Below are 23,948 nucleotides of genomic sequence, written 5' to 3' on the forward strand. Positions count from 1 at the left end.
ATTTCCATTGATAGGAAAATAGCCGAAACGTTGCGTGGTGGCGCGAGGCCTCAGTTGGAAAGCTGACTAGGATCGCAGACGGCATCTGTAGCCGAGAAAAATCGGCGCATCCTGATTCGGACGCTTGAGTTGATTATCGTATAGAACCGAGCGAGAATGCTCGAGGCATCCCCGCAACATCTCGTAACTTTGGGTGAAACTATGACTGCATCGATCGTCGGTTGGGCGCACACGCCATTTGGGAAAATGGATGCGGAAACGGTCGAAAGCCTGATTGTCCGCGTTTCAACCGATGCGTTGGTCGACGCGGGTATCGCTCCTGGTGACGTCGATGAAATCATACTCGGGCATTTCAACGCGGGATTCTCGCCGCAGGATTTTACCGCCGCACTGGTGCTGCAGGCAGACCCCGCGTTACGATTCAAGCCAGCCACACGTGTCGAAAATGCTTGCGCGACCGGATCGGCGGCGGTTCATCAGGCCATCAAGACAATTCAGGCGGGCGCTGCCCGTGTTGTTCTGGTGGTTGGCGTTGAGCAGATGAGCCGAACGCCAGGTCCCGAGGTCGGCCGCAATCTGCTGAGAGCGTCGTATCTGCCCGAAGACGGTGAGATCGCTGGAGGATTTGCCGGCGTATTCGGTAAAATTGCCGAACAGTACTTCCAGCGTTATGGCGATCAGTCCGATGCGTTGGCGATGATCGCCGCGAAAAACCACAAGAACGGCGTAGCCAATCCATATGCCCAGATGCGCAAGGATCTCGGTTTCGAATACTGCCGTTCGGAGGGCGAGAAGAACCCATTCGTCGCCGGGCCGCTGAAGCGTACGGACTGTTCGCTGGTGTCCGATGGCGCGGCCGCGTTGGTGATAACTGATGCAGAGACTGCAAAGACAATGCGCAAAGCTGTGTCCTTCAAGGCAACGGCGCATGCACAGGACTTTCTGCCGATGTCGAAGCGTAACATCGTCGATTTCGAAGGCTGCTCTGTGGTCTGGGCGCGGGCATTGCAGGCGGCGGGTGTCGGGCTTTCGGATCTATCCTTCGTGGAAACCCACGACTGTTTCACAATCGCCGAACTGATCGAGTACGAAGCAATGGGGCTGACGCCGAAGGGGCAGGGTGCGCGCGCGATCAAGGAAGGCTGGACGCAAATTGGCGGCAAGCTGCCAATCAATCCGTCCGGCGGATTGAAGGCAAAGGGCCATCCGATCGGTGCAACCGGTGTGTCCATGCACGTGATGAGCGCGATGCAACTCACCGGCCAGGCACCTGAGGGGATGCAGCTGAAGAACCCTCAGCTTGCGGGCATCTTTAATATGGGCGGCGCGGCGGTCGCGAACTACGTCTCGATTCTTGAGCCCGCGCGCTAGGCACGGCAGGTCCAGCGGGTTTCAGCTTGCGGTTGAAATCCTATGGGCCTAAGCGCCGCGACTGTCAGTTCAGGGTTGCCGCGGAAACACCGTGGGTAATTCAGCCTAAAATTGTCGGACAATAAATAGGGAATTCCTGTAGTTCTCGCAAATTTTGCGCCTTGACAGGGAGTCTGGTGGCAGATTTAGATATTATTGTACGACAATAATATCAAGGATGCCTTTCGCATGCGCAGCGAACGCGCGGACGATTTGCAGATGAGCGTCCTGAAATCGACCGCAAATCGGGAACTCCTGGCACCGTGGGATGCTGCTCCAAGCGATTGGGGGGCGCTCGCGCGCTATCTCTCCGCGCATGGGATGAGCTTCGATCCGACAGAACCGGCGCGCCAGTTTGCCGGTGGTCTCGCAAACCGCAATTATCTGCTCACGATTAACGATCAGCCGACGGTTTTTCGTCGTCCGCCCGATGGCGAACTTCCTCCGGGTGCCCACGACATGGCCCGTGAGCATCGCATTCTATCGTGCCTGTCTCATGCGCTGTCGTTTGTTCCGAAAAGTCTGCACTACTGCGGTGACAAAGGCGTCATCGGTGTACCGTTTCAGTTGATCGAGTATCGGCCTGGCCTTGTTGTGCGCGGTGCCGATATGTCACTGCTCCAGTCCTATGCAAACGCTCCTACGATTTTGAGCGAAACCCTGGTGTCGACCCTGGCTGCGCTGCACGACGTCGATGCGCGAGCCGTTGGTCTGGAAGATTTGGGTCGCCCTCAAGGATTTGTGGCCCGCGCGATTGCCGGGTGGTCGAAAAGGGGGGCGCTCGTTGCCGGCGATACCGGCGCGCGCAAGCTTGTCGATGACATCTCGGGCTGGCTCACTCGGCAACGCTTTCGCGAGCGGCCACCGACGATCCTTCACTGTGACTTCAAGCTCGATAATTTGATCCTCGATCCGGCGACGCTTGCACCGGTCGCGCTGGTTGACTGGGACATGGGCACACGGGGGGACCCGCTGTTCGATCTCGCAACGCTTCTGAGCTACTGGGTTGACCCCGACGATCCCGCCGCCCTGTTGCAACTCAAGCAGATGCCCACGTCGCTGCCGGGGTTCTGGCGCCGTGATGACGTGGCGAAGCGCTATGCCGCGCTGACGGGTATCGATCTCGACGGCCTTCCCGCGATGCGCGTTCTTGCTCTCTTCAAGCTGGGCGTCGTTTTTCTGCAATTGCATCGGCAATTTTTGAATGGCGCTGTCAATGACGCGCGGTATGCAGACTTCGCTCATGTTGGTGAAGCACTGTTGCTCCTTGCCAAAGACATCGCTTCTGGATCGACGAAAGGAATCTGATGAATCCGCGAGACCTTGATATGAATTTCTCCGTTCCGGCGCAGGTGTTGGAACTTGCGTCCCGCGTGAAGGAATTCGTCCGCGATATTGTCGTTCCCTATGAGAAGGATGAGCGCTGGACGTCGCACGGTCCGACGGACGACCTGCGCCGCGAGCTGAATGATCTGGCACGCAAGGCGGGCGTATTCGCGCCGCATGTTGCAAAGGAATATGGCGGCCAAGACCTGTCACATCTCGGCCAAGCCGCGGTTTTTACGGCTGCGGGATACTCCATGCTGGGACCGGTCGCTCTGCATTGTGCGGCCCCTGACGAAGGCAATATGCACTTGCTTGATGTCGTCGCGCGTCCTGATCAGCGCGAGCGCTATCTGAGGCCGCTCGCCACCGGGGCTGGCCGCTCATGCTTCTGCATGACGGAACCTTCGCCGGGGGCAGGCTCCGATCCAAGTCAGCTCCTTACGACAGCGCGACTCGACGGCAATACATGGGTGATCGATGGGGAGAAATGGCTGATCACGGGAGCCGAGGGCGCAGCGTTTGCCATCATCATGGCCAAGGTGGTCGGTGGGGAAGCCGATGGCCGGGCAACCATGTTCCTCGCCGACATGTCCGATGATGCAATCAAGATAGAGCGGACGCTCGATACGATCGATTCAAGTTTCACGGGCGGTCACGCCGTGGTCCGGTTTGACCAACTGCGCGTTCCATCAGACGCTATCCTTGGAGAAATCGGCGAAGGATACAAGTACGCGCAGATTCGTCTTGCGCCCGCACGGCTGACGCACTGCATGCGCTGGTTAGGCTCTGCGATCAGAGCGCAGGAAATCGCTACCGAGTTTGCGCGTCGTCGGACGGCATTCGGAAAAGTCCTCGGGGAACATGAAGGTGTATCCTTCATGCTCGCGGACAATGCCATGGACATCCATACCTCACAGTTGACGATCTGGCATACCGCCTGGTTGCTCGATAAGGGCGAGAAGGCCTCGGCAGAAAGTTCGATGGCCAAGGTTATCTGCTCGGAGGCGATCGCACGCGTCGCAGACCGCTCGCTCCAAATTCTCGGCGGCCTCGGCACAACGCGGGATACAATCGTCGAGCGATTTTATCGCGATGTGCGTGCCTTTCGAATTTATGACGGTCCGTCGGAAGTGCATCGATGGGCGATCGGGCGCCGACTTGTGCGAGGCCATGTGAAATAGTCCGAGATAGGTGAGCGCAAAAAGGTCGCGACACAGCGGCCGATGCCAAAAATTGAAAGGCAGGGAGAAAGCGATGCGTGATGTATGGGCGTCCGAAAAGCATTCGGAGCAAAGCTACGACGCGATGTGTGCCGCCTTCCGATGGGATATACCCGAGACCTTCAACTTCGGTATCGATGTTATCGACCGTTGGGCGCGTGAGCGAAATGGCCCAGCGCTGATCTGGGAGAACGAAGCAGGCGAAGAGCAAGCGTACAGCTATTCGGACCTCTCGCTGCTGTCGAACAGGCTCGCCAACGTATTGCGCTCCCGCGGTGTGACCAAGGGCGATCGCGTCATCGTCATGTTGCCGCGCTTGCCTGAATGGTTCATCTCCATAATCGCGGTGATGAAGATTGGCGCGGTTCCCATTCCCTGCATCGAGATGCTGACGGCGCGCGACATCGAGTATCGCGTCAAGAACGCTGAAGTTAAGGCTGCGATTTGCAGACCCGAGCATGCAAGGAAGTTTGATGGGGTAGAAGCAAGTATTCCGGTGCGGCTCGCAACGGGCCAGGCGCAGGGTTGGCTCAACTGGCAGGTGGAGTGCGAACGCGCGTCGAAGACGATCGATGCGCCAATCGTCAACGCGGATGATCCCGCGATTATGTATTACACATCGGGATCGACCGGCCATCCGAAAGCCGTCGTTCACGCGTCGAGGGCTATTTACGCCTGGCGTGTTTCTGCCATCTATTGGCTGGATCTGCGCCCTCAGGAGACCATCTGGTGCACTGCTGATACCGGATGGGCAAAGGCCGGCACCAGCATTCTCTTCGGGCCGCTGAGCTGCGGTGCCTGTTCTTTTTTCTATGATGGCCCGTTCGTACCCAAGGAGCGCCTCCGCCTTTTGCGTAAACACAACATTACGGTGTACTGCGCACCTGGGACGGAACTGTCGCGCGTCGTCGATGAGGTCAGGGGCCGCGACATCGGCTCCTTGCGCCGCGTGGTGACCGCTGGCGAGGCCATGAACCCGGTGATCGCCTCGCGGTGGGAAGACGCGACAGGTATCCGCATTGACGAGGCATACGGACAAACCGAAGCGCTGATGGTTGCGTTGAACTACACGACCGAAGCTGTGCGCTATGGGTCTATGGGGCGGCCCTCGCCCGGATCTGACCTCGACGTTATTGATGCGCAAGGGCAGCGGCTGCCGCCTGGCAGCGAGGGTGATTTGGCGCTCCTGCTTCCAAATCCGCAGGTGATGCTGGAATACTGGAAGGATCCGGAGAAAACCGAAGCATGCATTCTCAACGGCAGCGATGGGTGTCGCTGGTATCTGACCGGTGATCGTGCGGAAAGGGATGCCGACGGGTATCTTTGGTATCGTGGCCGCTCCGACGACATGATCAATTCGGCCGGTTACCGGATCGGCCCACTCGAGGTCGAGAATGCGTTGTTCGAGCACCAAGCGGTCCAGGTTTGCGCCGTGGTGGGGAGCCCGGACGTCGAGCGAGGTGAGATCGTCAAGGCGTTCGTGGTGCTGCGTGACGGCGTGGTGCCGTCACCGGAACTGACGCGCGAACTGCAGGACCACGTTAAGTCCGTGACGGCTCCCTACAAGTATCCACGTGCGATCGAGTATCTTTCCGAACTTCCAGTGACGATTACAGGAAAGATCCGGCGGCGCGACTTGCGGGATCGCGAACTGGCCCGCGCGCAGCACAGCGCGGGCACTTGATGGAAAACCCTGATTGAGGCCTGCGACCGCGATGGTGATCAGGCGAGCGTCAAACCGCCGTCGACAATGATGGTCTGTCCAATGATGTAGGAGGCAAGGGGTGAGGCGAGGAACAGCGCTGCGCCCGCAATGTCCTCGGGCCGGCCCAAGCGTTTCAGTGGTACTTTCTGTTCCACGCCTTCGCGCCGCTTCGGGTTTGCGGTCGTCACCTTGGTCAGTTTTGTATCGACAAGGCCTGGTGCTATTCCGTTGACCCTGATGTTGTCTTCCGCCCACGCTTCGCCGAGTGTGCGGGTCAAGCCGTACGCCCCGGTCTTGGAGGCGTTGTAGGCAGGATTTCCTTTCGTCGAGCGAAAGGCGGCCGTTGAGCTGATGATGATCAGCGATCCGCTGCTGGCCTTGAGCATGTCGTGGAATTTCAGGCTGCACGCCATCAGGCTGTTGAGATTGACGTCGATGATTTTCTGAAATCCGCCCATCTCGAACTCGCGGCGCCCATACAGAACGGTGCCCTGAGAGAGAACCAGAATATCGAGCCGGTCAAAGTCCGGTTTGAACTGTTCAATGGTGCCGAAATCGGAGACGTCGACCTGCGAATAGTGCAGACCGCCCAGATTGGAGCCTTCTTCGGTATCGTAGTCAGCTGCATGTGGCCTCGTGCCCCAGACATGCACATTTGCGCCTTTCGCTCTGAACGATTGCGCAACGGCATTTCCGATTCCGCTAGATCCTCCAACGACGAGCGCATTTTTGTTGCTGTAGTCCAATTCGTTCATCGTCTTCTCCACGAGGCTAACGTTCGGATTGCTATGTCCCCAACGATCATAGCTTAGAGGGGCGCGAGACATTGAGTCTCGCGCCCCCGCGGACATGATTTACTTCACAAGAGGGCATTTTCCATCGGCCATCGGCCGATAAGCCTCATCGCCGGGAATCCGGGCCAAAATCTTGAACACATCCCACGGCTCTTTCGACTCCGCCGGGGTTTTTACCTGCAAGAGATACATGTCTCGCACCAGCCTTCCGTCCTGTCGGATCTTGTAGTTGTCGCTGAAGAAATCATTGACGGGCAGTTCTTTCATTTTTTTGGTGACGGCTACCCCTTCATCCGAGCCGGCCGCCTGGATCGCTTTGAGATAGTGCCCCACGGCGCTGTAGACACCGGCCTGTGCTGAAGTCGGCGCTCGGCCGCCATGCAGCTTCATGAACCGACGGGACCATGTGCGGGTGCGCTCATCCGCATCCCAATAGAAAGCGTCGGTGATGATCAAGCCCTTGGCTTGCTCGAGCCCGACCGCCTTGACGTCGCTGATAAACATCAGGAGGCCTGCAAGCTTCTGACCACTCGCGGTCAAGCCGAATTCATTGGCTTGCTTGATCGCGTTCACCGTGTCGCCGCCGGCGTTCGCAAGACCGATCACCTTGGCCTTGGACTGCTGGGCTTGAAGCAGGAATGAGGAAAAGTCTGAGGTGTTGAGCGGATGTCGGACGTTGCTGACGACGGTTCCTCCCGCTTTCTGAACGAACGCCATGGCGTCACGCTCCTGCGAATGGCTTCCGGCGTTGTCGCCGGTCAGAAAGAACCAGCTGTCGCCGCCCTGTTTAACGACGGCGCGTGCCGTACCGTTCGCCATTGCGTAACTGTCATAGGTCCAGTGGACTGTCGTAGGAGCGCACTGTGTTCCGGTGAATTCCACATAGGCTGGGCCGGACAGCAGCAGGACCTTGTTCTTTTCCTTTGTAACGCTCAACACCGCAAGTGCGGTCGCCGAGTGAGGGACGTCGACGATGACATCGACCTTCTCGTTATCGATCCAGCGTCGCGCAATGGCGTTGCCAATGTCGGGCTTGTTTTGATGATCGCCAGAGATAACCTCGACCGGCACGCCCAGCACTTTCCCGCCGAAGTCTTCGACGGCCATTTTGGCTGCAAGTGTCGATCCCGGCCCGCTGATGTCGGCATAGAGGCCGGATTGATCGTTCAGGACGCCGATTTTCACAACGCCGTCGGAAACTTGCGCAAGCGCCGGTGTGGTGAGGCACAATGCGGCGGCGAAGCCGAGCTTTCTAAAAACTGTCATTTACTCCTCCCAATTTATTGTCGGACAATAATGCCTCTGAACGAGCGTTTGTCAAACCAACAAGTCTGGAAAAGTGCGCAGTTTTGCTCTATAGCTGTATTCTCATGCGGGAGTTGTCGGACAAAATGTCCCTTTTAGATGTTGAAATTGTTCCCGTGTCAAACGAGCCGGCCTATCGATCGGTGGTGCGGCGCATCGAAACAAAAATCATGTCAGGGGAGTGGGCTGTTGGCGATCGCGTGCCGGCAGAGACCACCTTGGCTCAGGATCTTGGCGTTCACCGGTCAACCATCCGGGAAGCCATTCGTGTCCTTGAGCAGAACGGATTGGTTCGGCGGCACGACGGCGGAAAGCTTCTCTACGTTACGGCACCCCGCGAAGCCGATATTTCATCGAAGATAACCGCGGCCATCGTGCTGCAGGAGGTTACCTTTTTCGAGCTGTGGGAAAGTATGCGCTGCATCGAGCCAGCGCTTGTCGAAGGCGCCGCGTCACGCATCTCGGAAGATACCCTCGACGCTCTGCAGGAGAACGTTGAGAAGACGCGCGTGGCTTACGCAGACAAGAAGAGCCTGGTGCAACTCGATATCGAATTTCACCAGTTGATTGCGACAGCATCTGGCAACCGGGCGCTTCAGCTTTGTCGCCAGCCGATTAGCCAACTCTTCTACCCGGCATTTTTGAACGTATTTTCCCGGTTGAACGCGGGAGAACGTCTTGTTTTTGCCCACGAGAAGATTTTGCAGGCGCTCCGAAGCCGCGATGCGGCAGTTGCGCGTGAGTGGATGGATAAGCACGTCGTTGATTTTCGTCGCGGATATGAGCTTGCAAGTCTGGATATCGATGCGCCGGTCGGTTGGCCGGGCAAGATCAACGCTGCCTGAAGCGACCTGGGAAAGAGGCCACTGCCGATGCGATTCTTCGACTATATCGACCAGAATCGCATTGTATTCGAGGCCGCCGCTGCCGAAGCGGTCATCGCCGAAGTCGAGCGAAGAAGGGCCACGCGGGTCTTCGTCGTTTCAACGCGCAGTCTCACAGAATCCACCCAGGTCCAGGACATCATTTCGATGTTGGGGGCTGTGTGCGTCGGTCATTCCGATTTGATCGAAGCCCATGTGCCGCTGCCATTGGTCGCCAAACTGGCGCAAATCATCGGACCAGCGAGGCCTGATCTCGTTGTCGTCATTGGCGGTGGAAGCGCCATCGATTCAGTCAAGATCGCGACCCTTGCCCTGACACATGGTCTCTCCAGTGAAGGCGAGCTCCTGCGCCATACAGCGGTGCAAATTGGAAGCTCCGACAAATTGCCGCCGTACCGGACAATTGCAATTCCCACCACGTTGTCCGGGGCGGAGTTCGGCGTCATTGGCGGAGGCGTCGATCCGGAAAGCGGAATCAAGCACATGTTCCGCGCTCCATATTTTTGCGCAGCCACCGTGATTTACGATCCTTATCTCGCAACACGCACGCCGCCTTGGTTGTGGCTATCGACAGGCATGCGCGCCATTGATCATGCGGTAGAAGGGTTTCTTTCGCCGGATGCAAATCCCTTCAGCGACGGGACCGCGCTGCATGGTCTGCGACAACTTGCGCTTGGCTTGCCAAATTCAAAACTAAACCCGGAGGACTGGCGCGCTCGCTCCGAGGGGCAGATGGGTGTCTGGCTCGCTGCAGCGGGTCTTGGCCGGGTGCGCTACGGCGCGTCTCACGGCATTGGTCATCAACTGGGAGCGTTGGGGGGTGTGCCGCATGGCTACACTTCCTGCGTCTTGTTGCCGGCTGTGCTGGCGTACAATTTTCCCGCTGTGGGAAACAGGTACGCCGAGATTTCCAGCGCGCTCGGCGGGGCTGGTGAGAGTGCCGTGGCGGTTGTTGCCGGTCTCGTCGCACGGCTTGGTCTGCCGCGGAATCTTCACGATCTCAAAGTTGAAAGATCATTGCTTCCGAAGATTGCACAAAGTTCGCTCGCCAATCCGTTTGTTCAGGCAAATCCGCGTACCATCGCCACAGCTCAAGAGGCGATGCAAATTCTTGAAATGGCCTGGGATGGAAAGTACTGAACGCGAAACGCTTGGGCGTGATCGGTGCGTTCTGACGCCGTTGTTGTGACGTTGATCCAGACGAGGTCTTTGCGGTCGGGCGCGTCATACGGCTCTGATCTGCACACCGTAATAGTTGGCGTTGAATTACCTGTGCTTATCGAAAACCTTATCCGCCGGCGATCTCGATTATGCGTTGGTAAGATTGTAAGCGTTGAATGCTGACACGTAGCCTCAGTTGAGGGCGGCGTTTGGCCGCCAATTCCATGGAAGCAGCTCGTCGATCCGGCTCATGGGATGTCCGGCGGACATGCGTTCAAGGATGTCCTTGAGATAGGCGAAGGGCTCGACATTGTTGAGCTTGGCGGTTGTGATGAGCGAGCAGACGGTCGCCCAACGATCAGCTCCGCCATCTGACCCGGCGAATAGGTGATTCTTCCTTCCGAGTGTAATGGGCCTGATTGCCCGTTCGACGGTATTGGTATCGAGTTCAATACGGCCATCGTCGAGGAATCCGCACAGGGCATCCCAGCGAGTGAGGCTATAGCGGATTGCATCGGCGAGGCCGCCGCGGGGCGGGAGTCGAGCGAGCTGCTGGTCGAGCCAGGCCTTTAGATCAGCAACCAGTGGCCGCGACGCTGATTGACGCATGCTCTGCCGCGCAGCGGCGGGTTGGCCGCGGATGGACGTCTCAATTGCATAGAGTTCGGCGATGCGCCGCAGCGCCTCGGCTGCGACCGGCGACGCGGTCGCCTGTTGCACCTCGTAAAATTTTCTTCTGGCGTGCGCCCAACAACCCGCAAGCTGGATGCGACCGCCTTCGCGGAGCCGATCGAAGCCGGGGTACCCATCGACCTGCACGACGCCACTGAACGTCGTCAGATGAGAAGCGGGACGCTCAGCTTTGCGATCGGAGCTATAGAGATAGAGGGCGGCCGGCGGGTCAGGTCCATTCCAGGGCCTGTCATCGCGAGCATAGACCCACAGTCGACCCGTCTTGGTGCGCCCGCGGCCGGGATCGAGCACCGGGATCGGCGTGTCGTCAGCAAATAGTTTCCCGGAAGCGAAGATGTGCTCGGCGAGCTTTGCCTGGAGAGGCTCAAGCCACCAGCAGGCGCCACCGACCCAGTTTGCCAAGGTCGAACGATCCAGCTCGACGCCCTGCCGGGCGAAGATCTGGCTCTGCCTGTAAAGCGGAAGATGATCGCAGTATTTGGAGACGAGCACATGAGCCAGAAGAGCCGGGGTCGCGAGGCCCTTGGCGATCGGGCGCTCTGGAGCCGATGCCTGATGGATGGTCCCGCAGGCCCGGCAGCCGTAACGTGGCCGGCAAATGCGGATAACTCGGAGCCGTGCCGGCACGTGGTCAAGCATCTCGCTCGTCGTCTCGCCGATCAGGTGTAGATTGCCTCCGCAGCAGGTGCAGGTCTGGTGGTCGATATCGAGCCGGACATCTTCGCGCAGCAGGTGCGCCGGCAGGCTCGGCCGCTCGCTTTGCGTCTTCGTTGTCTTGCTAGTAGTGGACGAAGGCAGAAGCCTGGCTTCCATCCGTGCAAGATCGACATTGAGATCCTCGAAGCCGAGCTGCAACTGGTCGTCATCGAGCCGCTCAGCCCGCCGGCCGAACTGACTGTGCTGGAACTTCTTGATGATGAAGTTAAGCCGTTCGATCTCGGCATTCGCCTCGCGCAAACTGGTACGCTGGGCTGCGAGCGAGCGCACCAGCTGCTGCAGCGTTTCCACATCGTCCGGTAGAGCGGCGAGATCGATGTCCATGACGATAGAGATTAACTGACTCGCCGCGTTCTCGCTGCACCGCTTGTCTCATCGAGTCAATCAGTCGCAGCGTCAGCCCGCGATTGCTGGACGCCACCTTTGCTCCGGCGCGCGCCAGTCGACGCCTTCGATCAGCAGCGACAACTGTGCCGAGGTCAGCGACAGCGTTTCGTCCGCCTTGATGCTCGGCGGCCACAGGAAGACGCCATGCTCAAGCCTCTTGGTGAACAGACAAAAGCCGGTGCCATCCCAGTGGATGATCTTGATGAGGTTGGCTCTGGTGCGGCCGCGGAACACGAACAGGTGGCCCGTAAACGGATCCTGACGCAGCACGCCCTGGACCAGCATGGCGAGGCCGTCGATGCCTTTCCTCATATCGATGAAGCCCAGGGCCAGATGGACCTTCACGTTCGGGGGAAGCAAGGTCGTCATGACAGAGCCTCCGCATCGGCGACTTCTACCGTGACAAAGGTTGGCGCCGTCACGCCTGCCAGCTCCTGCTTCCAGCGGCGCAGAACACGGCTGTCGATACCATACCGCCGTGCAACCTCCGCAGCACTCGTTCCCTGCAACGTCTCGTCGAGAATTCGACGTTTGTCAGTCTCGTTGAAGCGTCGTCGATGGCCTTCACGCGGCCGCGCCACGATCGGCGCTCCCGACCACGAGGAGGGATAAGCCCCCGGACTAACGAGAGGACTAAGCGGCGGACTAAAGGGAGGACTTAAGTTGCGCCGCCGGTAAAGCAGCTTGCGTTCCGGAGGCTGCGGCTCAGTCTTAAAAATCGCGCGCCAGTTCTCGAAGGCCTTGCGCGGAATACCCTCCGCCTCGCAATACTGCCGTTGGTTCAAGTCACTACGCTTCCACGCCTCATGGTGTGCCCGCCAGAAAGTCTCGCCCTGACGTCTCCACACTCCGTTCTCGCTCGCCATCTCGCTCTCCTCATCTACAAATCGAGAGCGAGAACAGATCGCGTCCGCCAAAGCCTATTCAAGCGTGTAAGAATTCAGCGCTTACCCCGAAAGGCCCAATTCGCTGTTCCTGTTGCAGAGTTCCCTGATCTATCAAGTTACATTCCCTGTTATTTTTCTTAGGGAATTCTCGGAAAGTCGCTGCCACGCAGCAGTTTCTTGCTCAGAAATCGTCCTTGTTGACCGGGAAATCGCATATTTCCCTGTAAAATTCCCTGTTAGCAGGGAATTCATGTGGAGACCGGTCCGATCACCACTGCGTCGCCAGCCAGCCAGTGTGTGATTTAGAGAATTTCTCTGTTAGTTGCGAAAAAGGGCCGCCAATGGTGGGCTTTTCGCGCCAGGGCATTCTCTGCAGAGACCGATTTTCCGCCAGCCCGACTGAAATCGGCCGGTATTCTCCGCCCCTCTCACAAAATATTCCCGTTTTCAGAGGAGTTGGGCCAGAGACCGGTTCGATCACACTGAGTGCTGGCCAGAACACGAGAAATTTCCGTCTCTACTGCGCTTGCTTTCATTGAATCTCAGCAATTTGCTCCGCGGCGGGCAAGCTTATTGGCATGATGGAACGCTCGAAGTTTGCGCAATTGCTTCGCAAATACCGCGCAATATCTTATTCGGCTGTAAGGAGGTAATCCTCTAATTGCTCATTTGCGTAGGGTGTCGGCGGCTGCTTCGGCACCCCCTCGGTCGGTTCTCTGTTGTGGCAACGCGTCGACGCGCACATCCCAAGGTTTCGCCTGCGCGTGTTGGCGCTGCGATCCGCGCCGCGCAGTATGTCCGGATGTCTACAGAGCATCAGAAGTACTCGACCGAAAACCAGTCGGACGCGATCGCGACGTATGCAGTGACGCACGGCATGACGGTCGTACAGACCTACGCTGACTCTGGGAAGAGCGGTCTACGAGTTGATGGGCGCGAAGCGCTGAAGCGTCTGATTGCCGACGTCGAAAACGGAAAGGCGGATTTCGAAGCAATTCTTGTTTTCGATGTCAGCCGTTGGGGACGTTTTCAGGATACTGACGAAAGCGCCTACTATGAATTCATCTGCAAGGAAGCAGGTATTAAAGTTCACTACTGCGCTGAGCAGTTTGAAAACGACGGTAGCCTTGCTGCGACGATCATAAAAAACATGAAGCGCGCGATGGCTGGTGAGTATAGTCGAGATCTTTCAGCGAAGGTTTCCGCGGGTCAATGTCGTCTCGCCACTCTAGGCTTTCGGCAGGGCGGGGCGCCAGGTTATGGTCTTCGGCGTCAATTGATCGACGATTGTAGAGAGCCGAAGATGGTTCTTCGTCGGGGTGAACACAAAAGTCTACAAACGGATCGCGTGATCCTTGTCTCGGGCCCTCCAGAAGAAGTCGCAACGGTCAAGCGTATCTATAGACTGTTCGTTCTCAAACGAATGTCGGAAGTTGAAATTGCTGCGCTGCTGAACGATGAGGGTATTGTTAGCGATCTCGGTCGCTCGTGGACGAGGGGCACTGTCCATCAAATTCTTTCGAATGAAAAGTATATCGGAAACAATGTCTATAACCGCATCTCCTTCAAACTGAAGCAGCAACGGACGGTGAACGATCCGTCCGCATGGGTTAGAGCTGACGGCGCCTTCGCAGCAATTATCGATTCCGATTTCTTTGAAGCGGCACAGCACATTATCGCCGAGCGCACCAAACGGCTTTCTGATCAGGAAATGCTCGATCGATTGAGCCATCTGCTGGTGCAAAAGGGCTGGTTGTCTGGATTGGTGATCGACGAATCGAGGACATGCCGTCCAGTTCGGCGTATCGTAGTCGCTTCGGAAGTCTGCTTCGCGCTTATCAAATGATTGGTTTCACACCGTCGCGCGATTATCGTTATGTTGAGACCAACCGGGCCCTGCGCACAATGTACCTGGCGATTGTGTCGGAGGCGACGCGAACGATCGAATCGTTGGCAGGTACGGTTGTCTGTGACCCGTTGACAGATCTCCTCACCGTGAACGATGAATTCACTGCATCGGTCGTCATCGCGAGATGCCTGCGTACGCCCGGCGGCCACCTGCGCTGGAAAATACGCATCGATGCGAGCCTACAGGCGGATATTACGGTCGCGATACGCATGGACGGGAATAACGTTGATGCGTTCGATTACTACCTGCTGCCGCGGATCGACATTGATGGGAATCTTCTAAAGCTCACCGAGGATAACGGAATATATCTCGACGCCTACCGCTGCGACTCGATGGACTCCTTTTACGCCCTTGTTGTTAATGGCCTAACGGCATTTTGCGCTCGTGGGCGCTTTGCCTTCGGCGAGCAAGCGTCTTTTGCAACCTTCGATGGCCGACGTGCTGCTACGATCGGTTTGCGTTTTGCACCGGCTTTGGTCTTCTTGAGTTTCTGGATGTTCATGGGGCTCCTTCGGGACGAGTGCAACATCAGCGTTGCACTGACCCAACCCGCCGACCGCAATGCGGGGCGGGGAGGAGCCGACGCGGGCCCGGTCAGAACTAGATGGTGTCGGCAAGCAGGTTACGCTTGATCGCAAGAGCCGCCCTGAACAGGTCCTGTGCCTCGTGCCCGAGTCCCTCAAAATCCGCCAGAATCTGCACCGCGCGGCCTACATTGCCAGCGCGGGCGCAGATTTCGGCAGCTTGCGCGATGCTGTGGGCTTCTTCCAGCTTGGCCCGGACTTCTGATATGAGCGCTGCGACGACGTGATTTTCTGGGATGCCGGTCATGGGAGCTCCTTTACGGACCACCACACATGCTTCCTGTGCTGCTGAAGTCGAGCAGATTGTGAGCAATCTTATGGCGTTGTTGGGCGGATACGGAGCATCTTGTGATGCTGAGTAGCCTCCAATGCCAGTAAGGGGCCATGCTGAATGGCACTGTTATCCCCGCCGGGCCGATGGAGTGCTACTACAAGCTTCCTATTTAACGGTTTCGATGAGATTGCGACCAGCAAGTGCGCATAGCTGTCGTGTTCGATTGACTTCCGATCAGTTATAGTATAATTACTATATTCGAAATGAGTGATAGCGATACTCCGATCGAATGGGTCGGATCCTCTAGGGATGACCTGTCTGCCTTTCCAAGGAAGGTGAAGGAGACTATGGGCTTTGCGTTGCGCACTGCCCAGAAAGGCGGCAAGCATATCGATGCAAAGCCGCTGAAGGGGTTCGGCGGAGCAGGTGTTCTCGAAATCATTGAAGACTTCGATGGCAACACCTATCGAGGCGTCTATACCGTTAAGATGAAAGGCGTGATCTATGTTCTGCACGCGTTTCAGAAGAAATCGAAAAGCGGCATCAAGACGCCGGAATTCGAGATCAAGAAAATTCAGCAGCGTCTAAAAATGGCGGAGCAGGCTTATGCAAGTAGAAAAAAAGAAGACGGCGAAAAGCAAGGCAAAGGTCGTAAAAAGCAGCGGTAACGTATTTGCTGATATTGGGTTGTCGAACGCTGAAGCTCATTCGGTCAAGGCCGATCTTGTGATCGCTATCGGTGATATTATTCGAGCCAAGGACCTGACCCAGGCCCAGGCGGCCGCTCGTCTTGGTCTGGCTCAGCCTGATGTCTCAAAGCTCCTGAGAGGGCAGTTTAGCGGATACACCTATGACCGGCTGTTTTCTTATTTGAACGCTTTGGGTGAGAAAGTGCGCATCGAGGTGTCGGAAGCCAAAACCAAAAAAGAGGCGCGCCTGGAGCTGGAGCTTGCCTGAAGGTTTTTGGTTGCATTGTGTGTGCCTGTTAACTTGTCGGAAATCTCAATAATTTACCCAAACAGTTAGGTATAATAATACTGGAGGAAACCTTCCTCATCGTCCTGCATTGGAACCAGCATAAGCGGCCCAAACGGCCTCTGTCTTACTGGACTCTGGATCTGATCTGACGGGACCCTAGGTCTGGACGAGCTGTATTAGCCAGAGTTCTGAACCAGGCCTTCAAGTCGCCGGTTCTGCTCCCGAACAACCCCATCCTGTTCCGCTGTACCCGACTTAGCAAACGCTCGGGGCCATGGCCGTATCTGTTACGGACGTTATGGAGACGCATTAGCGCAGCTCACGATCTCGGGCAGCGCAGGCAGATAGGCCTCGTCGTTCAACTGCATGATGCGCCGCGCATATTGAAGGAGCTTTGTGCCTTCGGATGTCAGTTCAAGCACGCGCCCCTTGCGTCGGCCGAGCAGGCTCTTGCCGACCTGAACTTCGAGCTTGTTGATTTGCTGACTGACGGTGGATTGCGAACGACCGACTGTCTCGGCTGCGCGAGAAAAGCTCATGCTGTCGGCGACCAGCACGAATGCACGCAGGCAATCGATGTCAAAATTCATCGCCGCTTTCTCCATCATTATAAAATACGATTGAGACCATCGCTTTAATTAATTTTGTCACTTTGCAGGATGCTCGTAAAGACGAACTAGCCGATCCTCGCAATCGTGAAGGCCGGTTCAATCCGCTGCAATGCGGCACGAAAATTTTCTAGGGAGCGAGCATTCCGGCGGTTTCGACATCCACGCCGGACTTATCGCCACTGCGATCAAGCTTTGGTTCGCGCCAAGCAAAGCCCGATTTGTGCCTCGCCCCCGTGGGCAGGCGCGCGTCCGTCTTTCGCTGCCACGCACCAACATTGCACAGGCCGAACGCTGAAACGCCAAACCAAATACAACCCGGGGGAAACTTCATGGCTGCAAATGCAAAATCGGTTGAGGCGGCGCACGCTTCAATCAGGGCGCTAATCGCCGAAAAGCTAAAATACCTTGTGCCGATGACGATTATCTTCATGGTCGGTTACATCGGTCTCACCGTGCTCGCCGGATTCGGCAAGAGCATCATGGGCATCAAGGTCGCCGGAGCATTCAATGTCGGATACCTCCTTATCACGCTCAACTATGTGCTCTCGTGGGTTCTCGCGATCGTCTATGTCCGCGTCGCCAACAACGTTTTCGATCCGCTGGCCGCCAAGGCCGCCGCTGCCATCTCCGGCACGGGAGCCTCGCGATGAGCACGACACTTTCGATTTTCATTGTCATCCTCCTCATCACGCTCGGCATCACCTACTGGGCAGCCAAGCGCACCAAGACGAGAAGTGATTTTTACGCCGCCGACAGCCAGCTCACCGCAGCCGAAAATGGCTTCGCTCTCGCCGGCGATTGGTGCAGCGCCGCGGCTTTTCTCGGCTTTACCGGCTTGACCGCGCTGTTCGGCATGGATGGCGCATTCTACGCGCTCGGTCCATTGGTCGCCTTCTGCACGGTGCTCTTCCTCATTGCGGAGCCGCTTCGCAACAGCGGCAAATACACGCTTGGCGATGTCATTCAAAGTCGGATGAAAACCCGCACCTCGCTGCTGGCGACCATCGTCGGTACCGTCGTCGTCAACTTTGCTTATCTAATGCCGCAAATGGCCGGAGCTGGTGTGCTGGTGAAATTGCTAACCGGCATTTCCTACGACTGGTCGATTATTTTCGTCGGCGTCTCGATGATCGTTTACGTCGGCTTTGGCGGCATGATCGCCACGACTTGGGTTCAGATCGTCAAGGCCGTGCTGATGCTCGCGGCAGGTGCCATCATTCTGGTGATGATCTTGATGCTGGTGAAGTTCAATCCGCTGACGCTGTTTGATAATGCCGAGGCGAAAGTCGGTGCGACCTACATGTTGCCCGGCAATTATCTGAAAAATCCGTTCGATCAGATTTCGCTGGGCCTCGGCTATGTGCTCGGCCTTGCCGGATTGCCGCACGTCATGACGCGGTTCTACACGGTGCCGGACGCCAAGACTGCGCGCCGCTCAGTCGTCTGGGTGATGTTCCTTGCCGGTTCGTTCTTTGCCGGAACGACGTTATTCGGTCTCGCCGCCGCAACCTATGTCGGACAGGATGCGATCAAGGCCGCCGGTGGCGGCGGCAATCTGACGCTGCCGCTGCTTGCGCAATTTCTCGGCGGCGGCAAAGGTACCTTCGGCGGTGATCTTATGCTCGGCTTTGTCGCGGCGGTCGCGGTCGCGACCATCCTCGCGGTCGTCTCGGCGCTGACGCTGTCGACATCGGGCGCTATCGCGCACGATTTCTACGCCAACTGGATGATGCAGGGCAAAGCCGACTCCAACAAGGAAGTCTTGATCGCACGCTGGGCGGCGATCGCCATTGGTGTGTTGGCGATGGTGCTCGGCGTTCTCGCACAGGGCGTCAACGTCGCGGTGCTGGTGATTCTTGCGATCTGCGTTGCTGCAAGCGCCAACTTCCCGGTGCTGATCTTGTCGCTGTTTTGGCGGCGCTTCAACACCGGTGGCGTGGTCGGCGGCATGACCTTCGGGCTCGCCTCGTCGGTGGCGCTGGCCATGATCGGGCCTGCAATGCGGGGAGCGGACGCGTTGTGGCCCCTGGTCAATCCGACGGTCGTCTCGTTGCCGCTCGGCTTCCTAGGCTGCTATCTCGGCACCATACTCTACGGTCGCGATTCCGATAACGAAGCGCGTTTCGACGACTTCTCGCTGCAGGTTCACACCGGCGTCGCGCCGAAGTAGATCACGTCTCGTTCCGGCTGCCTGGTGCAGCCGGAGCGTTTCACTCAATCATCGCGTTTCGTTTCTTCAGGATGGACGGCATTCATGACGATCAAGGCTCTGGTATTCGACGCTTACGGTACGTTGTATGATGTACAATCGGTGGCTGCAGTGACCGACGAGGCCTTTCCCGGTCATGGCGAGATGATTAGCCAGATCTGGCGGATGAAGCAGCTCGAATATACATGGCTGCGTTCACTGATGGGGCGCTACGAGGATTTCGAAGTCATCACGCGCGACACGCTAACCTACACGTTGGGTGTATTGGGTCTGAAACCGAGCGCCGGCATTTTCGACCGCATCATGGATAAGTATGTCCATCTCGATCTCTATCCCGACGCGAAGGATGCGCTTGCAGCCCTCAAAGGCTACAAGCTCGCGATCCTGTCAAACGGTTCGACTGACATGCTCAATGCGCTGGTCCGCAACACCGGGCTCGATAAGATTCTCGATGCCACCATCAGCATCGACTCGAAAAAAATCTTCAAGCCGAGCCCGAACGCTTACACGCTGGTCGAGGAACAGCTCGGCGTGAAGCCGAACGAAGTTCTGTTTGTGTCATCCAACCCTTTCGACGCCTGCGGCGCGAAGGCATTCGGGCTCAACGTTGCGTGGATCGAGCGCGTGACACCCGAAGCGATGGCTTCGGAATGCAAGACCACCGACATGGTGCGACCGCTAACGATGTTTCGCGCCATGCGCATGCAAATGGATCGATTTGGACTCGAACCGGATCACCGCGTGAAAGGCCTGAACGGATTGCCGGGGGTGCTCGGCGCGAAGTGAGCCAAATCCGAGACAACTTACGAATTCTTTCGTGACTGTGCGGCTGCCAATCCGCCCGTGATACAATCAACAGAGAAGGCGGAATAGCCATGCCAAAATACAACATTCTCATTCTCGGCGCGTCGTATGGATCACTGCTGGCATCCAAAATGATGTTTGGCGGACACAACGTCACGCTGGTCTGCCTGCCTGCCGAGGCCGATCTCATCAACGCGGAGGGCTTTCGTGTTCGGATGCCGATCCGCGGGCGCAAAGATCCGGTCGAGATCGATTCCCGCAAGCTGCCGGGGAAGGTGTCGGCGACCGGACCGGTTGATGTCGATCCGAATGACTACGACCTGATCGGGCTTGCAATGCAAGAGCCGCAGTATGGGTCGAGCGGATTGCGTGAACTTCTCGATGCAGTGGCCAAATCGCGCGTGCCGTGCATGTCGATCATGAACATGCCGCCTCTACCTTATATGAATCGCATTCCTGACCTCGATAGCGAAGCACTGAAACCCGCCTACACAAATCCGGCCGTGTGGGACAATTTCGATCCGGGCACACTGACCTTGTGTAGCCCCGACCCGCAGGCCATTCGTCCACCAGAGGAGAAGGTCAATGTGCTGCATGTCACGCTGCCGACCAACTTCAAGGTCGCGCGTTTCGATAGCGAAGCGAGTAACCAGATTTTGCGTAACATCGCCGCGGACATCGATGCGGCGAGGTTGGAGGCGCCCGAGGGCAAGATCGAGCTGCCGGTCAAGCTGCGCTTCCACGACTCGCTGTTTGTGCCACTTGCGAAATGGCCGATGCTGATGGCGGGTAATTATCGCTGCATCACCAAGGACGGAATGCGAACCGCAAAGGAAGCCGTGCATACCGATTTGGCGGAATCGCGCGCAATCTACGATTTCGTGATAGATGTCTGCGTCAAGCTCGGCGCCACACGTGACGAACTTGTGCCGTTCGAGAAATACGCGGCGGCAGCCGAGAGCCTGCCGCGCCCGGCGTCGGCGGCGCGGGCGCTCAATAACGGTGCGTCGAATATCGAACGTGCCGACAGGCTGGTGCAGCTCACAGCCCGACAGAAAGGCATGAGCAACCCCATCCTCGATGCCATCGTCGCGCTCGTCGATGCAAGGCTCGACGCAAATCGGAAGAAAGCCGCCGCGTGAAAACGGATCACGTAATGTGTTGAGCTAATTTGCGTCGCTAGGTTATTTTTCAAAGATGATTGGAATTTCACGACGCTACAGTCATTACGTGTACGGTGTCATTCAATCGGGATTGACCTCGACTGTCGCGGCGGCTGTTGCTAGCGCGTCATTTTACAAGGAAGGTTTATTTTTGTCATATTGGCTGAGAGCCTCGCTTTTAGCGTGGCTCATCATGTTGCCGGTTGTTATTTTTGCGGCACCCGCTATTCGGCGTTTAACAGAAATGCTCACGCGTGAAGATTGAGTTCAGTTCTGGATTGACTTTCTGAGCTGGGCTGCGCGCCTCTTGGGATGAAGCCAAAGCGCTGCAACGGCCGCTGCCCGATGGCGCACTGATTGTTGGGGCCCGTGGAGCAAGCAAATAAGACGGGCCCGATCCAACACAGCCACCTCCCGAGCAGAATTACGGTGGCGGCGACTTTGCATCGTTAGATGAAGAGCCTTCAACAGACGACGATCAGCCGCTGTAGAAAGAGACCACCAACTAAGGCGGCCTTACTCCTTTTCGTCGTGTAGAAGTCTTTTCACCAAGCCCTGCACCTGAGGCGACTTAAGCGGGTCTGGCCGGTCGCAACGGATGCACTGATAGGTGCGCGGGCCTTTGCCGCCGGGCGGCAGCATTAACTTCACGGCCCGTCCGCACTTCGGACAAACGCGCTCGTCTTTGGTCATCACGGTCATCCTGCCAAGGATAGACCTATGTTAGTTCCGGCGTTGGATGAGAATCGAGTCAGATTTTCCAGGGCCTGCTGTTCAAAATTAGCGCCACGGCAGCTGCCCAAGGTGCCTGCCGTGAGGCGCCATGCTCTCGGAAGCGTACGGAACATCCCTACAACTTGCGGCTAGGTCGGACTTGGGCTGTAGTCTGCAGTGCAGAGTACAAAATGCTCCATGGCAAAGACCCCCTGTACTGTACCAAGGCATTTGAGCACCGGTAATCAGCAGAAACTCGAGTTAATTAGTCCGCGCGTATTTAAGCAGGTAGCTTGTAAAGTCCTTTAAGCGGGATCGCGATCACTTTGCCCTCGTCATTCACCGGAATGGGTTCACCGGTAACAAGTTGGCGATACCACTTGCGGCCTATCAGCATGTCAATGGCGGTTTGACTATCGCAGCTTTTCGATATCTCGCCTCGTTGCTTGGCCCTTTCGAGCATTGCGATCGCGATACGCCGTCGAGCAAGAATGAAACGCTTGTGTACCAGGGACGGGAGTTGGGGGTTTTGCACTCCTTCCGCAATCAGCTTATGGACCGCCAGACAAAACGCTTAAGTCCTCCCGCCGCAGTGCATGCGTCGACCCTGTAACAGACCAACTTCGTCCGCGAATTAAATTGACGGGGCAAAATTTGCACGCTAGCTTTCTTGAACAAACATTCAAGAAAGTGATGGGAAAGATGCTGGCAGTCTTAGACACCGGGATGTGAGAAAAACCGGAGCGGAAAGGCCTGATGGCAGCTGGAAATTGCCACCATGCCCCATGATCTTGCTGCCATGGCTGCTCGCGTTTCGGCGTTTCGGCCAATGCATTCTATAGCTGCGTCCGCTTGATCGCATCATGCTGCGTAAGGAAATACGCGCTGTTATCGTTCGGCCATTTCGTGAGTGAGTTTTTCAAGGAGAGAAGCGGGAGGTTTCCTCCATCTGCAGCTAAAAAAAGGTACAGGGAGAGTCGACAATGTTTCAATCGATGAAGACCGGACTAACCGTGGTGGCTGGCGTGATATTGTGTGCCGCCGTTGCTCCATGCGCGGCTCAGGATATCAAGGTCGGTTATAACAGCGATATGTCTGCAGGAGGCTCGTCGGAGTTCGGGATTTCCGGCTTATACGGGTTGGAAGAAGCCGCGGAGGAGATCAACAAGTCTGGTGGCGTGCTTGGTCGAAAGATCGTCATAGTTGCCCGCGACGACACCGGCCAACCGCCTAAGGCGATCCAGAACACAAGCGAACTGGTCGATAGTGAGAAAGTGATCGCTATGTTCGGCGGCGCCAATTCCGGCACCGTGCTCGCGTGGATGCATATTCCGCAGCAGAAGCAGATTCCGGTTATATCCCCGATTGCGACCGCGACCGAAATCACCAAGCGGTACCAAGCCGCTGATGCGAATTATATGTTTCGAATCTCGATGGTCGACCGTGAGCAAATCGCGCTGCTGATGGCCTATGCTATCCGCGCAACAAAGGAAAAGAAGATTGCGTTCTTGGTCGATTCAACCGGATATGGCCAGCAGGCCTTGAAGGATCTCAAGAGCGTTATTGCCTTGCATGATATGTCGGCGGTCGCCGAGGAGAAATTCGGGCCGAAAGACACCGACATGACATCGCAGCTCAACAAAATTCGCTCCGCCGGAGCGGATGCCGTCATCGTTATCGGGCTTGCTGATGCGAACGCTCAAGTGATGCGCAGCATGGAGAAGATTTCCTATTTTCCTGTGACGCTCGGATCGTGGGCCAACATCAACACGCCGCTGAACACCATTGCGGGGCAGGATCTCGCGGGGCGCATCATCTTCACCGCGTCGGTGACGCCCGACAGCACGCCGAAGGCGGCCGCGCTTTATAGTCGCCTGATCGCCAAGCATCCGAATATGCCGACCTTCATCACCGCTGCGCAATCCTACGACAGCCTCATGGTGCTCGCGCAGGCGATCAAGCAGGCTGGAGGAACGGATGGCGCAAAAATACAGGACGCGCTCGAGAATCTGCAGAAAGTGGAGGGGGTCATCAAGACATACGACAAGCCTTTCAGCAAAGCGAATCATGAGGGCATGTCCGTGAACGATTTTCATCTTGCTAAATGGCAGGACGGCAAGATCGTGACTTACGCCGACGACTTCACGCGAGCGATCCAGCCTGCCGACTTGAAGCGATAGTCGTCATCATTTCTCCAGGCAGCACGGTCCTTT

Annotated in this window: 25 protein-coding genes and 1 pseudogene; 17 read left to right on the forward strand and 9 right to left on the reverse strand. The window is 57.0% G+C overall.

What is annotated here, in order from left to right; all coding sequences use genetic code 11:
- Positions 1-201 precede the first annotated feature (201 nt).
- From AC1Q6J_RS17680 to AC1Q6J_RS17695, 4 genes are all read left to right on the forward strand, one after another.
- Positions 202-1,371, forward strand: a complete 1,170-nt coding sequence (locus AC1Q6J_RS17680) for an acetyl-CoA acetyltransferase (protein WP_492280520.1) — start codon at positions 202-204, stop codon at positions 1,369-1,371.
- A 228-nt stretch (positions 1,372-1,599) separates the two neighbouring features.
- Positions 1,600-2,718: a phosphotransferase family protein gene (locus AC1Q6J_RS17685; protein ID WP_492280521.1), complete on the forward strand. Its 1,119-nt coding sequence runs from the start codon at positions 1,600-1,602 to the stop codon at positions 2,716-2,718.
- 20 nt (positions 2,719-2,738) lie between these two features.
- A complete protein-coding gene (locus AC1Q6J_RS17690; RefSeq protein WP_492280522.1) occupies positions 2,739-3,917 on the forward strand; it encodes an acyl-CoA dehydrogenase family protein in 1,179 nt (392 codons plus the stop codon).
- A 73-nt stretch (positions 3,918-3,990) separates the two neighbouring features.
- The gene (locus AC1Q6J_RS17695) at positions 3,991-5,640 is read left to right on the forward strand and encodes an acetate--CoA ligase (RefSeq protein ID WP_492280523.1); all 1,650 of its coding nucleotides are present in this window, start codon (positions 3,991-3,993) and stop codon (positions 5,638-5,640) included.
- Positions 5,641-5,678: 38 nt separating this feature from the next.
- Here AC1Q6J_RS17695 and AC1Q6J_RS17700 read toward each other — a convergent pair whose 3' ends face one another.
- Both AC1Q6J_RS17700 and AC1Q6J_RS17705 read right to left on the reverse strand, forming a co-directional pair.
- Positions 5,679-6,416, reverse strand: a complete 738-nt coding sequence (locus AC1Q6J_RS17700) for an SDR family NAD(P)-dependent oxidoreductase (protein WP_492280556.1) — start codon at positions 6,414-6,416, stop codon at positions 5,679-5,681.
- A 99-nt stretch (positions 6,417-6,515) separates the two neighbouring features.
- Positions 6,516-7,721 carry an ABC transporter substrate-binding protein gene (locus AC1Q6J_RS17705; protein ID WP_492280524.1) on the reverse strand — a complete coding sequence of 402 codons (1,206 nt, stop codon included), beginning with the start codon at positions 7,719-7,721 and terminating at the stop codon, positions 6,516-6,518.
- A gap of 125 nt (positions 7,722-7,846) precedes the next feature.
- Here AC1Q6J_RS17705 and AC1Q6J_RS17710 point away from each other — a divergent pair, with 125 nt between their 5' ends.
- Positions 7,847-8,605: a FadR/GntR family transcriptional regulator gene (locus AC1Q6J_RS17710; protein WP_492280525.1), complete on the forward strand. Its 759-nt coding sequence runs from the start codon at positions 7,847-7,849 to the stop codon at positions 8,603-8,605.
- 27 nt (positions 8,606-8,632) lie between these two features.
- Positions 8,633-9,784, forward strand: a complete 1,152-nt coding sequence (locus AC1Q6J_RS17715; RefSeq protein WP_492280526.1) for an iron-containing alcohol dehydrogenase — start codon at positions 8,633-8,635, stop codon at positions 9,782-9,784.
- Positions 9,785-9,997: 213 nt separating this feature from the next.
- Here AC1Q6J_RS17715 and tnpC read toward each other — a convergent pair whose 3' ends face one another.
- The 3 genes from tnpC to tnpA all read right to left on the reverse strand — a co-directional run bounded on the left by tnpC (position 9,998) and on the right by tnpA (position 12,468).
- On the reverse strand, positions 9,998-11,539 hold the full coding sequence (gene tnpC / locus AC1Q6J_RS17720) for an IS66 family transposase (protein WP_492280527.1): 1,542 nt from the start codon (positions 11,537-11,539) through the stop codon (positions 9,998-10,000).
- Positions 11,540-11,611: 72 nt separating this feature from the next.
- A complete protein-coding gene (tnpB, locus tag AC1Q6J_RS17725; protein ID WP_024922028.1) occupies positions 11,612-11,971 on the reverse strand; it encodes an IS66 family insertion sequence element accessory protein TnpB in 360 nt (119 codons plus the stop codon).
- On the reverse strand, positions 11,968-12,468 hold the full coding sequence (gene tnpA, locus AC1Q6J_RS17730) for an IS66 family insertion sequence element accessory protein TnpA (protein WP_062315319.1): 501 nt from the start codon (positions 12,466-12,468) through the stop codon (positions 11,968-11,970). Before tnpA ends, tnpB begins: the two co-directional genes overlap by 4 nt.
- A gap of 742 nt (positions 12,469-13,210) precedes the next feature.
- On the opposite strand from tnpA, the gene AC1Q6J_RS17735 reads away from it, so the two are divergent.
- Together AC1Q6J_RS17735 and AC1Q6J_RS17740 are read left to right on the forward strand one after the other, a co-directional pair.
- On the forward strand, positions 13,211-14,335 hold the full coding sequence (locus AC1Q6J_RS17735) for a recombinase family protein (protein ID WP_492280528.1): 1,125 nt from the start codon (positions 13,211-13,213) through the stop codon (positions 14,333-14,335).
- The gene (locus AC1Q6J_RS17740; RefSeq protein WP_492280529.1) at positions 14,332-15,030 is read left to right on the forward strand and encodes a hypothetical protein; all 699 of its coding nucleotides are present in this window, start codon (positions 14,332-14,334) and stop codon (positions 15,028-15,030) included. The genes AC1Q6J_RS17735 and AC1Q6J_RS17740 overlap by 4 nt, the downstream gene beginning before the upstream one ends.
- Here AC1Q6J_RS17740 and AC1Q6J_RS17745 read toward each other — a convergent pair.
- Positions 14,999-15,229, reverse strand: a complete 231-nt coding sequence (locus AC1Q6J_RS17745; RefSeq protein WP_492280530.1) for a hypothetical protein — start codon at positions 15,227-15,229, stop codon at positions 14,999-15,001. The two genes, AC1Q6J_RS17740 and AC1Q6J_RS17745, sit on opposite strands and share 32 nt — an antisense overlap.
- Before the next feature lie 290 nt (positions 15,230-15,519).
- Here AC1Q6J_RS17745 and AC1Q6J_RS17750 point away from each other — a divergent pair, with 290 nt between their 5' ends.
- A complete protein-coding gene (locus AC1Q6J_RS17750) occupies positions 15,520-15,924 on the forward strand; it encodes a type II toxin-antitoxin system RelE/ParE family toxin (protein WP_492280531.1) in 405 nt (134 codons plus the stop codon).
- The gene (locus AC1Q6J_RS17755; protein ID WP_492280532.1) at positions 15,863-16,213 is read left to right on the forward strand and encodes a helix-turn-helix domain-containing protein; all 351 of its coding nucleotides are present in this window, start codon (positions 15,863-15,865) and stop codon (positions 16,211-16,213) included. Before AC1Q6J_RS17750 ends, AC1Q6J_RS17755 begins: the two co-directional genes overlap by 62 nt.
- Before the next feature lie 317 nt (positions 16,214-16,530).
- Here AC1Q6J_RS17755 and AC1Q6J_RS17760 read toward each other — a convergent pair whose 3' ends face one another.
- On the reverse strand, positions 16,531-16,824 hold the full coding sequence (locus AC1Q6J_RS17760) for a LysR family transcriptional regulator (protein ID WP_492280533.1): 294 nt from the start codon (positions 16,822-16,824) through the stop codon (positions 16,531-16,533).
- A gap of 350 nt (positions 16,825-17,174) precedes the next feature.
- Here AC1Q6J_RS17760 and AC1Q6J_RS17765 point away from each other — a divergent pair, with 350 nt between their 5' ends.
- The 6 genes and pseudogenes from AC1Q6J_RS17765 to AC1Q6J_RS17790 all read left to right on the forward strand — a co-directional run.
- On the forward strand, positions 17,175-17,495 hold the full coding sequence (locus tag AC1Q6J_RS17765; RefSeq protein WP_492280534.1) for a DUF485 domain-containing protein: 321 nt from the start codon (positions 17,175-17,177) through the stop codon (positions 17,493-17,495).
- The gene (locus AC1Q6J_RS17770; protein ID WP_492280535.1) at positions 17,492-19,015 is read left to right on the forward strand and encodes a solute symporter family protein; all 1,524 of its coding nucleotides are present in this window, start codon (positions 17,492-17,494) and stop codon (positions 19,013-19,015) included. Before AC1Q6J_RS17765 ends, AC1Q6J_RS17770 begins: the two co-directional genes overlap by 4 nt.
- Before the next feature lie 84 nt (positions 19,016-19,099).
- Positions 19,100-19,840: a haloacid dehalogenase type II gene (locus tag AC1Q6J_RS17775; protein ID WP_492280536.1), complete on the forward strand. Its 741-nt coding sequence runs from the start codon at positions 19,100-19,102 to the stop codon at positions 19,838-19,840.
- An 89-nt stretch (positions 19,841-19,929) separates the two neighbouring features.
- Positions 19,930-21,000: a ketopantoate reductase family protein gene (locus AC1Q6J_RS17780; RefSeq protein WP_492280537.1), complete on the forward strand. Its 1,071-nt coding sequence runs from the start codon at positions 19,930-19,932 to the stop codon at positions 20,998-21,000.
- Between the two features lie 55 nt (positions 21,001-21,055).
- Positions 21,056-21,286, forward strand: a complete 231-nt coding sequence (locus AC1Q6J_RS17785; protein ID WP_492280538.1) for a DUF2798 domain-containing protein — start codon at positions 21,056-21,058, stop codon at positions 21,284-21,286.
- A 25-nt stretch (positions 21,287-21,311) separates the two neighbouring features.
- A pseudogene (locus AC1Q6J_RS17790) lies at positions 21,312-21,407 on the forward strand (SOS response-associated peptidase); the annotation flags it as partial.
- Between the two features lie 130 nt (positions 21,408-21,537).
- Here AC1Q6J_RS17790 and AC1Q6J_RS17795 read toward each other — a convergent pair.
- Together AC1Q6J_RS17795 and AC1Q6J_RS17800 are read right to left on the reverse strand one after the other, a co-directional pair.
- Complete coding sequence (locus AC1Q6J_RS17795) at positions 21,538-21,714, reverse strand: hypothetical protein (protein WP_492280539.1); 177 nt, start codon at positions 21,712-21,714, stop codon at positions 21,538-21,540.
- A gap of 301 nt (positions 21,715-22,015) precedes the next feature.
- On the reverse strand, positions 22,016-22,300 hold the full coding sequence (locus tag AC1Q6J_RS17800) for a TetR-like C-terminal domain-containing protein (RefSeq protein WP_492280557.1): 285 nt from the start codon (positions 22,298-22,300) through the stop codon (positions 22,016-22,018).
- A gap of 418 nt (positions 22,301-22,718) precedes the next feature.
- Between AC1Q6J_RS17800 and AC1Q6J_RS17805 the strand changes: the two genes are divergently transcribed.
- Positions 22,719-23,915 carry an ABC transporter substrate-binding protein gene (locus tag AC1Q6J_RS17805; RefSeq protein ID WP_492280540.1) on the forward strand — a complete coding sequence of 399 codons (1,197 nt, stop codon included), beginning with the start codon at positions 22,719-22,721 and terminating at the stop codon, positions 23,913-23,915.
- Positions 23,916-23,948: the final 33 nt, after the last annotated feature.

The sequence above is a fragment of the Afipia sp. MLSD5-FHT05B12 genome (assembly GCF_058793355.1).